The organism is Catonella sp., from assembly GCF_057250765.1.
Genome location: NZ_DBHIEC010000008.1, coordinates 47,323 through 61,443, shown reverse-complemented (window position 1 = coordinate 61,443; position 14,121 = coordinate 47,323). Strand labels below are relative to the sequence as shown.

Below are 14,121 nucleotides of genomic sequence, written 5' to 3'. Positions count from 1 at the left end.
TAAGTCTTATTTTGGTGGTAGAAAACCAAAGTAAGGCTTCTTTTTTTGCCCCTTTTCACTTCTCTGTTATATGTGATATACTCCTATATAGGGTTGTGTTGCTCTTGTGGCCACAAGTTTTCTAACAATCAAAGATACGGAGAATTATATGATTAAATCCAAGCCAATCAAACAAAGGGTATTTGAAATAATTCAGATAGGAAGCAGGGAGGATGTGCCAAGCAGAATAGGAGATTTCATCATAGTCGTTTCTATTTTGCTAAATATTTTAGTATTGTTTCTTGGTACCTTTGAAGAATTAAAACGGTATTTTGGGCTTTTTAAGGTTATAGAAACAACTACCATTATTATATTCAGTGTTGAATATGTGCTTAGAATCTGGACTGCTGAATATATATATACAGATGTGGGGAAAATGAGGGCAAGGTTTAAGTTTCTTGTTTCTCCTGAGGGCATAATAGATTTACTAACTATCCTGCCATTTTTCTTTTTTTACGGCTTTGCTGCCTTTAGAATGCTTAGGGTAGTTAGGATATTTCATCTTTTTAGGCTGAATGTAAACTACGATTCTTTTAATGTAATTACCTCAGTTTTACTTGAAAAGAAAAACCAGATTTTATCGTCTGTATTTATCATAGTAGTGCTTATGCTCGCTTCCTCGCTTTGCATATATGGAGCAGAGCACGATGCCCAGCCTCTTGCTTTTAAGAATGCTTTTTCAGGGATATGGTGGAGCCTCTCAACCATATTTACAGTGGGATACGGAGACATATATCCCATAACTGTTGTAGGTAAGATTATGGGGGGTATCATCACCTTTTTAGGAGTAGGTTCTGTAGCCATACCTACAGGTATAATCTCAGCAGGTTTTGTGGAAAACTATACCGAAATGCAGAGAAACCGTCTGAATGAAGCCAAAAATAAGACAACAGGCAGTATTACCATAGAGAAGAAGAGTGAAGATGTAGGAAGGTTTATAAATGAACTTGAGCAAAAATACGGAGTTGACATAGTTGTCATCTTAAGGGACGGAGTGATGGTAATGGCCGAGGACAAAGTGAGGGCTAAGACCAATGATATACTCATATACAGGGAAATTATTTAAGAAAATTCCTAAGAATTTGTGCGGAACATAGGAGATAAAGTTTGTGAATGGTTTAGCATAATTATTGAACATAAAATTAAATCATGATATAATGAATAAATAAGGCTTATTGAGTTGTTATCCGGAGGATATTATGGGGAAAATGAGATTGGTCACAAGAAGTGACTTTGACGGGCTTGTATGTGCAATGATTCTTAAAGAGCTCGACATAATTGATGAGATTAAATTTGTACACCCTAAGGATGTACAGGATGGGAAAATTGAGCTTACTGAAAATGATATAACCACAAACCTTCCTTACGATCCAAGAGTGGGGCTTGCATTTGACCACCATGAGAGCGAACTTAGCCGCGTAAATGCGGTAGAGGCAAGCGAAAAATTTATTATTGATGGTTATGCAAAGTCAGCAGCCAGAGTGGTTTACAACTACTATGGAGGATCTGAGAGAATAAAAAAAGTTTCTTCTGAGATATTGGCTGCAGTTGATAAGGGAGACAGTGCAGACTTTACGGTTGATGATATTCTTGAACCGGAAGGCTGGACCTTACTTAACTATGTCATGGATGCAAGGACAGGACTTGGAAGATTCCATAATTTTACAATATCAAACTATGATTTGATGATGAAGCTTATTGATTACTGTCTCAATCATTCTATCGATGAGATACTTGCTCTTCCTGATGTAAAAGAAAGGGTTGATCTATATTTTGAACAGCAGGATTTATTCAAGAAACAGCTTAAGCGTGTTGTAAAGGTAGAGGGTAAGGTTGCCCTCATTGACCTTAGAAATGAAGAGACAATATACGCAGGAAACAGATTTATGGTTTATGCTATGTATCCTGATGTTGAGATTTCGGTTCATGTTGTATGGGGTTATCAGAAGCAGAATACTGCGGTTATGATTGGTAAGTCTATTATAAACAAGGAATCTAACGTAAATATAGGCGATATCTGTCTTGAATATGGCGGGGGAGGTCATGCAAATGCAGGAACCTGCCAGCTTGACAATGACAAGGTTGATGCCGAACTTCCGAAGATTTTGGAGAAACTAAATAAATAGTATTTTAAAGATAAGCATCCATTAGGATGCTTTCTTTATGAAAGACAGCGATATTGCTGTAATACTGTATCTCAGGTTATCCAATTATTTTGGTATACTCATAAGAATAAGTTAGGAGGCAAGATGGGAACAATTGTTAAAAACGGACATCTGGTAGATGTAGAAGCAGACAGAGACGGACTATTTGACCTTTATATAAATGATGAGGGAAAGATAGAAAAGGTGGGTATAAAAGGAGAGCTTGACGGTTTTATAAAAGAAGATACTGAGGTGATTGATGCAGACGGTAAATATGTACTTCCGGGCTTCATAGACCTTCACGTGCATTTTAGAGAGCCTGGAGGGGAATATAAAGAAACAGTAAAAACAGGGAGCTTAGCGGCCGCAAGAGGAGGCTATACTACTGTTGTAACTATGCCTAACACTAAGCCTGTTATGGATACGGTAGAGCACCTAAAGCTTCAGCTTGATGCCATAAAGAAGGATGCAGTTATAAATGTACTTCCAAGCGGAACCGTTACTATGGGGCAGGAAGGAAAAGTTCTTTCCGATATGGAAGGAATGAAAAAAGCTGGGATTGTCGCCATAAGTGAGGATGGCAAGTCTGTAATGGACCCTGATATCCTTAGAAAGGGACTCATAGAAGCTGCAAGGCTTGGACTGCCTTTCTTTGACCACTGCGAGGATGCAAACCTGGTAAATGGCGGGGTTATGAATGCAGGCGAAAAATCAAAAGAACTCGGTATGCCGGGTATAACCAATGAAGTTGAAGACAGTATAGCAAAGAGAGATATAGAAATAGCTGCCGAAGTGGGGGCAACCATCCATCTTTGTCATTGCTCCACAAGGGAGACTGTAAAGTATGTAAAAGAAGCTAAGGAGAAGGGATATTCTGTAAGTGCGGAAGTATGCCCTCATCACTTTACACTGGCTGATGAGGATATAGTAGAGGATGACGCAAACTACAAGATGAACCCTCCCCTTAGAAGCAGGGCTGATGTAGAAGCCCTAAGAGAAGGGCTTAAGAGTGGCATAATGGGTATGATATCCACTGACCATGCCCCACATTCTAAAGAAGAGAAGAAAAAGAGTATAAAGGATGCACCGTTTGGCATAGTTGGCCTTGAAACCTCGTTTGCACTTACAGTAACTGAACTTTTGGGTAAATACCTTGATATGAAGGCTCTTGTGGAAAGAATGAGTCTAACCCCTGCTAAGCTCTTAAAAAACGGCAGAGGAACTCTTAAGGAAGGTTCTGTAGCCGACCTTGTGATAGCAGATATAGACCATGATTATGTTATTGACTCTGATAAATTTTTATCAAAAGGCAAAAATACGCCTTTTAATGGTAAAAAGGTGAGAGGAAAGGTTCTATATACATTGTGTAACGGAAAAGTTGTATATAAGGAGGAAAATTAAATGATAGAGAAATTAGTTGAAAAGATTAAAAAGCTTGAAGCCCCTATAGTTGTGGGACTTGATCCAACACTTAATTTTGTGCCAAAGTTTCTTTTAGATAAGGCAATTAATGAAAAGGGTGAGACTCTTGAAGCTGCGGCTGATGCAATATTTGAATTTAACAAGAAGATAGTTGACGCTATCTACGATTTAATACCTGCTGTAAAGCCTCAGATAGCAATGTATGAGCAGTTTGGCATACCGGGACTTATGGCATTTAAGAAGACTATTGATTATTGTCATGACAGGGGGCTTTTGGTAATAGGAGATGCAAAGCGTGGAGATATAGGTTCTACATCAACAGCCTATGCATTAGGGCATATAGGAAAGGTAAAGATTGGAGGTGCTGAAATTGCTCCGCTTGATGAAGACTTCCTTACCATCAACCCTTATATGGGCTCAGATAGTGTAGTTCCTTTTGTTGAGGAGTGCAAAAAGCACGATAAAGGCTTATTTATCTTGGTTAAGACCTCCAACCCTTCAAGCGGTGAATTTCAGGACCAGAAGGTTGGGAAAAAGGCTGTTTATGAGCTTGTTGGCAAGAAGGTAGATGAGTGGGGAGCAGAGCTTGTAAAGAATGGCTACAGCGATGTGGGTGCTGTAGTTGGCGCTACCTATCCTGAGATGGGAGAGGTACTTAGAGAAATAATGCCAAAGGCATATATACTCGTACCGGGGTACGGGGCTCAGGGAGGTACTGCAGCCGAGCTTAAGCCGTTCTTTAATAAAGACGGCCTCGGTGCTATAGTCAATTCTTCAAGAGGAATCATAGCTGCTTATAAGCAGGATAAGTATGCTGAATACGGTGCTGAAGGCTTTGCTGAGGCTGCAAGGGCGGCTGTGATTGATATGAAGAATGACATTGCATCTATATTCTAAGGAGAAATTTAATGGAATTAAAGTCTAAGATTAAGGCTAAAATACTTGAAAATACTGAGCTTTCTGAAGATGTATTCTCAATGTGGATAGAAGTAGGAAGTATGGCAGGAGAGGCCCAAACAGGACAGTTTGTGTCGCTGTATGTAAATGATGGCTCTAAGCTTTTACCTCGTCCCATAAGTATCTGTGAAATAGACAGAGAAAACGGAAGGCTTAGGCTCGTTTACAGGGTAGTAGGTGAAGGTACTAAGGCTTTCGCAAAGCTTTTACCAAATGTAGACAGCATAGAGGTTGTTGGAAGCCTTGGAAAGGGATTCCCTGTAGATAAAACAGGTGATTCAGTTCTTCTTTTTGGAGGAGGGATAGGAATTCCCCCTCTACTTGAGGCTGTAAAGGAGCTTAAGAAGGATGGCAAGAAGGCCGTAGTGATACTTGGATTTAGAAATAAAGATACCTTCCTTGTAGAAGACTTTAGTAAATATGCAGAAGTAATAATTGCTACTGATGATGGAAGTCTGGGCTGTAAAGGAACAGTAATCGATGTGGCAAATGAAATTAAGGTCGCAGAAAAGTACGGAGTCACTGATATCTTCTCCTGTGGACCTATGCCTATGCTTAGAGGGGTAAAGGAATACGGAGAGAGCAGAGGACTCCCTACCTATATTTCTCTTGAAGAGAGGATGGCCTGTGGTATAGGTGTCTGCCTTGGCTGTGTCTGTGAGACTAAGGAAGTTGACCATCACAGCAATGTGAAAAACACTCGAGTCTGTAAGGATGGACCTGTATTCTTATCTACGGAGGTGGTTATCTAATGGGAAATATGAGTGTGGAAATAGCCGGAGTAAAGCTTAAGAATCCGGTTATGACAGCATCAGGAACCTTTGGTTCAGGTGCTGAATTTATGGACTATATAGATCTTTCCCTTCTCGGTGGGCTTACCACAAAAGGCGTTTCTGATGTGCCTTGGAAGGGCAATCCTACTCCAAGGGTGGCAGAGACTGCTTCAGGTATGCTAAATGCCATAGGTCTTCAAAATCCCGGAATAGATGTGTTTATTAAGAGAGACTTAGAAAAGCTAAGAGGAATTGATACAGTAGTTATGGCAAATGTCTGCGGACATACTACTGAGGAATATGTAGAAGTGGTCAAAAGACTTGCAGACAATGAGGTGGTAAAGCTGCTTGAGATAAATATTTCCTGCCCTAATGTGAAGGCTGGAGGAATTACTTTTGGTACGAATGCTGATGCGGCTTATGAAGTAACAAAGGCCATTAAGAAATATGCCAAGCAGCCTGTGATTATGAAGCTCACCCCTAATGTGACTGATGTAACTGAGCTTGCAAAGGCTTGTGCGGCAGGAGGAGCAGATGGCTTATCTCTAATCAATACACTTACAGGCATGAAGATAGATATTCATAAAAGAAAGTTCGCCCTTGCCAACAAGACAGGAGGTCTTTCGGGACCTGCAGTCAAACCTGTTGCAATCAGAATGGTATACCAGGTAAGGAAGGCTGTAAACTTACCTATCATAGGTATGGGTGGAATAATGACAGGAGAAGATGCTATAGAGTTTCTTATGGCAGGAGCTACTGCGGTAAGCGTAGGTACTGCCAATTTCCACAACCCTGCAGCAAGTGTTCATGTGGTAAAGGGAATTGAAGAATATATGTCAAGATATGAAATAGGTGATATAAACGAGCTCATTGGCTGCGTGGAATAGAGTGTTGTTGGCAGATTTAACCTAAATGTCAAAGAAATGACACAGAATTGTACACAAAGCAGGCAATTAGAAAGGAAAACTTAAGAATTAACTCATAAAAGTGACACAGAAGAATTTTATACTTTGCTCAGAACTTAAGTAAAAGCTTTAACAAACTACAATACACGAATGTGAGGAAAGAACAATGAGAAAAAAGAGTATGAACAAAGCAGTTAAAGGACTTTCATTAGCGCTTGCGCTTTCAATGGGACTTAGCTTTGTGCCTGGGTTTAGCGCAGAGGAGGCTAAGGCAGCCACTAAGAATGGTATAGTATCACACGGAAAGAAGACAGTATATTCTTCTAAGAAGGGTACTTCAGTTTTCATCGGTGGCAAGAAATTAGATCTTGACCTTATAATAAAGGGTAAGAACATTTCTAAGAATGTTAAGTGGACAAGCTCAAAGGGAAGCGTACTTAGCGTAAATAAGAAAACTGGAAAGCTTACAGCAAAGAAGAATGGAAAGGCAGTTATCACAGCAGTATATAAGAACAAGAAGTATAAGGCTCTTGTAAAGGTATATACCAGAGCTGAGAGCGTAGCGGTTGAGGATAATGGAGTAGCTGTATCTGAGATTAAGTTAACAGAGGGCGAGAGCAAGACTCTTAATGTAAGTTACAAGATTTCCGACAAGATTGCTAAGGCAGGTGGAAAGTCTTCTACTTACAACAGCTATGTATCATCAGACAATGCTGCTTCTGTATCTGTTTCAAAAGCTAAGGCTAGTGCTAAGACATTTACTGTAACAGGTAACAAGGCCGGCGAGAGCTATATCGATGTTGTAGGAAGCCAGAGCAGTGCAGCTAAGGCTAATGCTGACAAGTTTAAGGTAACTGCAAGAATCAAGGTTGTGGTTGCTGCTAAGTTTGGCGGAAAGCAGACCGGAGCTAAGAAGATTACTGTTACAGGCAATAATCTTACTTCTAATACAAATGACTATTCAGTTAAACTTGCCGGCGGTGTAAGAGATATTACCAGTGTTAGCGTAAATGCTGCCGGTACTGAAGCTGTGCTTGAGATGACAGCTAACATAACCGATGGTGACTATACAGTTGAATTTGGTGGAAAGACATCTTCTTTTAAGGGAGAGACAGCTAAGCTTTCCAAGATTGATGTTCCTAACAAGTACCTTGTATTAAACGGAGATACCAATGCAGCAGGTGGTACAATCGAGTACAAGATTACAAACCAGTTTGGTGAGGATGTAACAAAGAGTGTTGGAGGACTTAATGTAAATGTTTCAGCAGGTACAGGTACTGCTAATCCTGCTAAGGGCGTTATTGACGTAACTAACATTGCAGCCAATCTTCCACTTAACACACCTGTAACCCTTACTCTTGTAAAGGTTGATGGAATGAACACCATTACTAATACATTCCAGCTTACACTTGCAGCAAAGGCAAAGGCAAGCTCAGTGTCTGTAAAGGGTGTATATAGCACAGTTACAAAGAAGCCTTATGAGCTTACAGTAAACAGCTCAGACAATAACAACGCAAGACTTCTTGTAGAAGTTAAAGACCAGTATGGTAGAAGTATGAAGTCTACGGACGGTGTAAGCATCTATGCAAACGGTGGTCTTACAGGTCTTGGTATCAATAGTTCTACTGCTTACCACGATACACTCGAGGTGGACGGAGTTGACTACATTGCTATTCCTTTCACAGGCGTAAATGATGTTAAGTCAGGTGATGTAACTGTGAACTTTGTTGCACTTTATGGAACAAGCGGAAACAATACTACTTCTACAACAATTAAGATAGCAGGCACAAAGCAGGTATCTAAGTTTAGTGTAACTGCTCCTTCAGAAGTATATGCCGGAGAGTCAACATACTTTAATTTTAATGCTACTAACCCTGCTGGTCAGGCTGTAACAGACTATGCTACACTTAGCAGTGATAAGTATGGTGTTAAGCTTCCTGAGGCCTTCTCCTGGGAGAATACAGCTAATGGAACAGCTAAACTTAAGTATGACGCAACCAAGGATAATTCAGTTAAAAATGTAACCTGGAGCCAGGGACTTACACAGATTACAACAAATGCTGTATTTACAGTACAGTCCAATATGCAGCCTGCAATCACAACCTTTACAGTATATGCACCTGCAGTTCCTTCAAACATCAGAAGCATTTCAGTTGATGGTGTTCTTAAGGGTGGTACTACAGAGAATGTACTTCCTAAGGTTAAGATAGTTGATAACAAGGGCCGCGAACTTTCAAATCTTTCAGCTTATTCTAACTACTATCTTGGAGTAAAGAAGAGCGGAAACGGAAGATTTACAATTACAGCTCCTGGTGCGGCAGTAGCAAACAATGTTACTCTTGTTAAGTTAAGTGAGTTAAACTCTAAGTCACTTAAATTTACAGATTCTAATGCTGCACTTACAGGTAATGAGTCAGAGAACTTCACATTTGCCATCTACAAAGATGCTACAGGAAACAATCCTGTTGCAGGATCTGAGATAAATGTTAAGGTTACAACAGCTGATATAAAGAGCCTCTCAAGCTTTAGCTTAAGCTTACCTTCTGCTGTATACAGTGCAGATGGTAATACAGGCTATGACTCAGTTAGTGCTGTAGTTACAGGTAAGACCTCTGATGGTACAACTGTACAGATTGGAGATGATAACTTTGAGTTAAGAGACACCAAGAACTTAGTAGCCGGTGACAAAGTAGTTCCAAGCCGTGGTAAAGAAGAGGCTAAAAGAGGAGATTTTACCGATACAGTTACAGCCGTTGTCAATGATGGTAAGGGATCAACAGCATCTAAGGACGTGGTAGTTTCTGCAAAGGCTCCTTTAGTTACTAAGGTTGAGGCTGCAACTTCAGAGCTTCCAGCTGGCAGTCTTACAGTTAACGGAATAAGAGATGCACTTGTTATAACTGATAGATATACCGCAGCCGAGAATGGTGTTGCTGCTTCAAGCGCACTTGCAAAGAACACACTTCAGGGAATCAGACTTGTATCTTCTGCATCAGGCAGGGTAACAGCTGATTGGAACAATACAACCAGAGTAACCTTCAATGGTGCGGCAGTAGGTGATATGGTTACTGTTCAGGTTACCTTCGCAGGTGGAGTAAACGGAACCTTTAGCTTCAAGTTAAAGTAATTCACGCTTAGATACAATTTGTAATAAATGCTATAAGGTCACGGGGACAAATAAAGTCCTCGTGGCTTTTTCTTTAAAAAAACACTAATATGCAAAAACTCGTAGTCAAGACTTGATTAAAATGTAATCAGAGGTTAAACTATATTCATTGATTTAATACTAAAGGAGACCGGTTATGAGTTATAGATTAAAAAATGAAGTTCTTGAAATAAGTATTGCAGCAAAAGGGGCAGAATTAACCTCTATAAAGGATGGTTCAGGTAAAGAATACCTTTGGCAGGGAGATGAAAAGTACTGGAGCAGACAGTCACCTATACTTTTTCCATTCGTAGGAAGGCTTAAGAATCAGGAATTTACCTGTGAAGGCAAGAAGTATCATATCATGCAGCATGGCTTTGCGAGAGATATGGAGTTTAAGGTTATAAAAGAGAAAGAAAATGAAATCTGGTTTGAGATAAGGGATAATGAGGAAACACTTAAAATGTATCCTTTTCATTTTGCACTAAGAATAGGCTACCGTCTGAGTGGCAACAAGATAGAGGTGCTTTGGGAGGTAGAGAATACAGGTGATAAAACTATGTATTTTAACATAGGTGCACATCCGGGATTTAATTGTCCTATTGATGGAGAAGCAGACAAGGTAGGATATTCTTTAGAATACAATTCTAAGAGGAATCCTAAGTATTTTGGTGCGGATTATGATACAGGACTTAGGCTCTCAGAGCTTCATGAGCTTAAGCTTGATAATGGCAGAAGTACTATAACCAAGGAGTATTTTGATACTACTACTTACATTTTTGAGGATAATCAAATATCCGAGGTTTCGCTAGTTAGACCAAATGGCAAAAAGATTGTAACTGTTAAGTTTGACATGCCTATACTTGCAATCTGGTCAAAGGAGAGGGCGGATGCTCCTTTTGTATGCCTTGAGCCATGGCACGGACGCTGTGACAGGATGGAATTTGAAGGCGACTTAGCTGACAGAGAGTGTAACATTGTACTTGAGGCAGGTAAGAAGTTTAACAATGTATATAGCATTGAGATTTTTACACCCACATCAAAATAGATATATAGTTGTAAGAAAAAGATTATAATTCCTTAAGAACTCTCGAGTAAAATAGAGTTAAGGTGTCATAGTTTTGATACTCTAATACTTGTTAATAATTAGAAAGGTTTTTTAATGAGAGAGAAGTCCGCTGAAGTTTTATTTATACCAAAGTTTATGTTGGTTCCGCTTTTTATATCGATTACCTGGAATTCAATTACATATTTTGGTTCAAGATTACTTACTACGAACTGGCATCATATAAATGCTGAGATTTCCCTTGATTCTATTATACCTCTTGTACCTTGGACGGTTTCTATATATTTAAGCTGCTATATATATTGGCTGGCTAATTATATCTTGGGTGTAAGACAAAGCAGGGAAGAAGCTTTCAGGTTTATTAGTGCAGATTTTTTTGCAAAAACGATTTGCCTTCTTTGCTTCCTCATCATACCGACTACCAATATAAGGCCTGAGATAGGAAGTGAAGGGTTCTGGAATAAGATTATGATTTGGCTGTATAATACAGATGCTGCTGACAATCTTTTCCCTTCCATTCATTGCCTTACAAGCTGGTTTTGCTATATTGCGGTAAGAGAGAATAAGAGAATACCTAAGCCTTATGTGCTGTTTTCGCTGTTTTTTGCTATATGTATATGTATTTCTACCCTTACAACCAAGCAGCACGTTATAGTTGATGTGATTGGAGGAGTAGGTATTGCAGAAGGCAGCTATTTTGTAGTAAAATATGGTTTTACCGGACTTTATACGAGACTCATTACCAAAATCAATCGAAAACTTAAGTTGGAGTAGGCCGTTTCCTTTGCTGCTTCTCAGGGCTTGTAAAGATGGATAAAAAGAAATTTATTTGGATTATATTATTAGGAAAACCTTGGTGCATCTTGGCTTACAGCTATGCAGCCGGTCTTATTTAAGGGGGATACTATGAAAAAGGGATTGTTAGGATATTATAATTATACAGTTGTGCTTACCTACGTGGGCATGTTAACTGCTTTTATGGGAATCCTGCAGGTATTAAACAGGAATTTTTCTGCTGCGGTGGTCTGCCTGCTTGTGTCGGGAGTTTGTGATATGTTTGATGGAAAGGTTGCTGCTACAAAAGAAAGAGATCGCAATGAAAAGTGCTTCGGTATACAGATTGATTCACTAAGCGACTTGGTAAGCTTTGGAATATTCCCGGCTTTATTTGTATATGTGTTCTTAGACAATGAGGTGGCAGCGGGCTTTATAGCTTCTTTTTATGTCCTTGCTGCTCTTATCCGTCTTGCATACTTTAATGTCCTTGAAGAGGAGAGGCAAAGGCAGAGTACGGGGCTTAGAACCGTGTATTTAGGCCTTCCTGTAACGACAATTGCTCTTCTTCTTCCTGCGGTTCATATTGCGTATGAAAGAGGAATATTTAAGAATAAACTCGCTTACCTTGTTATGTTAATCTTTGTTATGGTTGGCTTCGTTTCGCCTTTTGAAATAAAAAAGCCTAACGCACTTGGCAAAGTTTGTATTATAATACTAGGTGCTTTAGAAGTAATCGGTGTGTTATTTTTGATGGGATGGGATGCGGTATGAGAGAAGATTATTCAGTAAGATTTTTATATAGTACAGTGGCGGGGAGAGCGTTGCTTAAACTGCTTACAAAGCCATCGGTGTCTTATATAGGAGGTAAGTTCTTAGACTCACCTCTTTCAAGAATGTTGATACCTGGGTTTATAAAGAAGAATAATATCTCACTTGAGGGAATAGAGGTGCCTGCAAAGGGCTTCTATTCCTTTAATGAGTTTTTTAAAAGAAGGAAAAAAGAGGTTAAATTTGATAAAAACCGGAATCATTTTATTAACCCTTGTGATGGATATCTTTCTGTGGTAGAATTAAGAGAGGATTCTTCGTTTAAAATTAAAAACACAAGATATGATTTGACGAGCTTACTAAAAGACAGTGTGCTTGCAAAAGAATTTCAAGGCGGTTATGCCCTTATTTACAGGCTTACACCTAAACATTATCACAGATACATATTTTCAGATGATGGTGTAATTGTAAGAACGAAAAGAATAGAGGGAATACTCCACTGCGTAAGGCCTATTGCTTTATCTGTATACCCTGTATTTTCTGAGAATACAAGAGAATATGCTGTGATTAATACTGATAATTTTGGCAAGATTATTCAGATGGAAATAGGAGCACTTATGGTTGGAAAGATATCAAATCATAAGTTAAAGGCCAGGATTGCCAGAGGCCTTGAAAAAGGATGCTTTGAATTTGGAGGATCCACTATTGTGGTATTTGTTAAGAAAGATGAGATAGAATTTAACCCTTATATTTTAAAAAAGTTAAGGAAGTACGCAGAAATATCAGTGACTCTTGGAGAAGTCGTTGCGGTGAAGATGAATGGAGGTAAAGTTGAATAGATTTGTAAAAAAAGCGGGAAGCCTTATGCTTGCATCAACACTTGTACTTGGTATGCCTTTTTACTTTAATACATTAAGAGCAGAGGCTGCAGTTTCTGAGTCAAGGGCTCAGGAGATTAGGACTGAATTAAAGGATCTGATTGACAAAGTAAATCAGAATTATTATGAAGATGTAGATACTAATAAGATTTTAGATGAGGTATTTGAAGAGGCAGATGACAAGACAGGCCTTGACACCATATCCAAGCTTTTTGTAAGCAAGCTAAATGATCCTTATTCTGTATATTATACGGTCAAGGAGCTTGAGAGTTTTAACAGTGCCATGAAGGGTGAATACTACGGAATTGGTATCGAGGTTGCCAAGGATGTGAAGACAGGTGGGATTAAGATAACCAATGTATTTGATGGAAGCCCGGCAAAGAAAGCCAAGCTTAAAAAGGGAGATATTATACTTAAAGCAGGTAAAAAAGACCTGACTAGGCTTGAGATTCTTAAGGCCACCTCTTATTTTAAGGGTAAAAAGGGAAGTAAGGTTACCCTTACTGTACTTAGGGGAAAGTCTACAAAAAAGATGGTTGTAGAAAGAAATGAAGTAATTATACCTACTGTTTCTTCTAAGACCTATACTAACGGAAGAGTAGGGTATATTAAAGTAAACGCCTTTCTTGACAATACAGGTAAAGAATTTGTCAGTGCGTTAAACAAGCTGGTAAAAAAGGATATTGAAGGGCTTGTGATTGATCTTAGGAACAATGGAGGCGGATATGTAGGCACAGCCTATGATATGCTTGATCGTATACTTCCTGATAATACTGATATTTTTTCTTTTGTATACAAGAGCGGTAAGAAGGAGATAGCAAAGACAGGTGAACTTTCAACCGGTGATGACAAAGTATTTAACCTACCTATTGTTATCCTTATGAATAATGAGTCTGCCAGTGCTTCAGAGCTTTTTACCGGAGCCCTAAAGGATAATGGTTATGCAGAAACCGTAGGAGAGACAAGCTATGGCAAAGGAGTGGCTCAGAGTATACTTGAAGTACTTGGAAAGGACGGCAGCACTGTAATAGGAGGACTTAAGCTGACAACAATAAAGTACTACCTCCCAAATGGTGAAAGTATCAATAAAGTAGGTATAACTCCTGACTACAAGATAAAGGATGATAAGAAGACTGCTAAGGATGAGCAGCTTGATTATGCTGTAAAAAAGATTAAGAAAATGATAGATTAACAATATGCTGATATAGGGAAATATTACTTGCAAGTATTAAAAATAAGCTATTGAG

The 14,121-nt window shown here is 39.1% G+C and carries 12 protein-coding genes; all 12 read left to right on the top strand.

The window, feature by feature from the left end:
* The first annotated feature begins 148 nt into the window (after positions 1–148).
* The 12 genes from ACO6HM_RS05795 (at position 149) to ACO6HM_RS05740 (ending at position 14,066) form a co-directional block, all read left to right on the top strand.
* Positions 149–1,105, top strand: a complete 957-nt coding sequence (locus tag ACO6HM_RS05795; protein WP_485390186.1) for an ion transporter — start codon at positions 149–151, stop codon at positions 1,103–1,105.
* A gap of 133 nt (positions 1,106–1,238) precedes the next feature.
* A complete protein-coding gene (locus ACO6HM_RS05790; protein WP_485390185.1) occupies positions 1,239–2,165 on the top strand; it encodes an exopolyphosphatase in 927 nt (308 codons plus the stop codon).
* 123 nt (positions 2,166–2,288) lie between these two features.
* Positions 2,289–3,584 carry a dihydroorotase gene (locus ACO6HM_RS05785; RefSeq protein ID WP_485390184.1) on the top strand — a complete coding sequence of 432 codons (1,296 nt, stop codon included), beginning with the start codon at positions 2,289–2,291 and terminating at the stop codon, positions 3,582–3,584.
* Positions 3,585–4,502, top strand: coding sequence for an orotidine-5'-phosphate decarboxylase (pyrF, locus tag ACO6HM_RS05780; RefSeq protein ID WP_485390183.1), 918 nt, complete (start codon positions 3,585–3,587; stop codon positions 4,500–4,502).
* Between the two features lie 11 nt (positions 4,503–4,513).
* On the top strand, positions 4,514–5,314 hold the full coding sequence (locus ACO6HM_RS05775) for a dihydroorotate dehydrogenase electron transfer subunit (protein WP_485390182.1): 801 nt from the start codon (positions 4,514–4,516) through the stop codon (positions 5,312–5,314).
* On the top strand, positions 5,314–6,222 hold the full coding sequence (locus ACO6HM_RS05770) for a dihydroorotate dehydrogenase (protein ID WP_485390181.1): 909 nt from the start codon (positions 5,314–5,316) through the stop codon (positions 6,220–6,222). Before ACO6HM_RS05775 ends, ACO6HM_RS05770 begins: the two co-directional genes overlap by 1 nt.
* A 184-nt stretch (positions 6,223–6,406) precedes the next feature.
* Positions 6,407–9,367: a hypothetical protein gene (locus ACO6HM_RS05765; RefSeq protein WP_485390180.1), complete on the top strand. Its 2,961-nt coding sequence runs from the start codon at positions 6,407–6,409 to the stop codon at positions 9,365–9,367.
* A gap of 175 nt (positions 9,368–9,542) precedes the next feature.
* On the top strand, positions 9,543–10,433 hold the full coding sequence (locus ACO6HM_RS05760; protein ID WP_485390179.1) for an aldose 1-epimerase family protein: 891 nt from the start codon (positions 9,543–9,545) through the stop codon (positions 10,431–10,433).
* Between the two features lie 114 nt (positions 10,434–10,547).
* Entirely contained in the window at positions 10,548–11,225 is a 678-nt protein-coding gene (locus ACO6HM_RS05755) for a phosphatase PAP2 family protein (RefSeq protein ID WP_485390178.1), read from the top strand.
* 132 nt (positions 11,226–11,357) lie between these two features.
* Positions 11,358–11,999 (top strand): CDP-alcohol phosphatidyltransferase family protein, encoded by a 642-nt coding sequence (locus ACO6HM_RS05750; RefSeq protein ID WP_485390177.1) that lies wholly within the window; start codon positions 11,358–11,360, stop codon positions 11,997–11,999.
* Complete coding sequence (locus tag ACO6HM_RS05745; RefSeq protein WP_485390176.1) at positions 11,996–12,835, top strand: phosphatidylserine decarboxylase; 840 nt, start codon at positions 11,996–11,998, stop codon at positions 12,833–12,835. Before ACO6HM_RS05750 ends, ACO6HM_RS05745 begins: the two co-directional genes overlap by 4 nt.
* Positions 12,828–14,066 (top strand): S41 family peptidase, encoded by a 1,239-nt coding sequence (locus ACO6HM_RS05740; RefSeq protein WP_485390175.1) that lies wholly within the window; start codon positions 12,828–12,830, stop codon positions 14,064–14,066. The genes ACO6HM_RS05745 and ACO6HM_RS05740 overlap by 8 nt, the downstream gene beginning before the upstream one ends.
* The last annotated feature ends 55 nt before the right edge of the window (positions 14,067–14,121 follow it).